The organism is Pseudomonas sp. EA_65y_Pfl1_P113 (assembly GCF_963970525.1).
GTDB lineage: Bacteria > Pseudomonadota > Gammaproteobacteria > Pseudomonadales > Pseudomonadaceae > Aquipseudomonas > Aquipseudomonas tritici.
Genome location: NZ_CAXAQM010000132.1, coordinates 1 through 818 on the forward strand (window position 1 = coordinate 1; position 818 = coordinate 818).

Sequence of the window (818 nt, forward strand, 5' to 3'; positions counted from 1 at the left end):
CAAGTCGCCGCCGCCGAAATCACGCTTGTTGGCGGCGGTGAACGCCTCGCCCTGGCCATAGCTGCCGCGCGGATTGGGCAGGAAGATGTAATAGCCCGCCGCCAGCAGATCGCCAAAGCCCCCGCCAAAATAGGGAACGTTCGCGGAGGAGGGACCACCATGCACGATCGTGACCATCGGCGCTTTCTTGGCCGGGTCGGCCCCAAGTGGCGCGAGCAGCCAGCCCTGGACGGTGAAACCGTCATTTTTCCACGTAATGCTGCGCGCGGTCATCGCCGCGGGGACAGCATCATTGTCATGGGTGATCTGGACCGGTGCTGTGACCGGCCCGGCAAAGATCGCCGGGGCATGCGTGAAGTCCTGCGCGACGGTGGCGACCGTCAGCCCATCCGCACTGAACGCGGCCTTGGCATCGCCCGCGGCGAGACTGGCGGGGCGGCTCCAGCCGAGACCGTCGGCGCGTTCCCCGGCAAAGGTGAACAGACCCATCCGGTCGCCGCTGAGCGCGGTGCCGCGGATAAACCGAGCCTTCCACACCAGCGACGTAACCGTCAGCGTGCTGTGCGGCATAAGATTTTGCGGCTCGCCACCGGCGAAGGGCACGGTCCACACATCGCCGCCGACCGCGCCGAAATCGCTCATCAGCCCGCCAATATAGGCGACTGTCTTGCCATCGGGGGAAACGCGCGGGAAGTTGAGCTGCGTCGTCGGCTTGGCGATCGTGCGGACCGCGCCCGTTTTCGCGTCCACCGCATCGAGCGTCGCCACCCACCAATTGTTATCGCCATTGCCCAGCGCCGAGGTGACCACGAACCCCT

General features: G+C 66.1%; 1 pseudogene. It reads right to left on the reverse strand.

The window, feature by feature from the left end:
• A pseudogene (locus tag AACY52_RS28675) lies at positions 1-818 on the reverse strand (hypothetical protein); the annotation flags it as partial.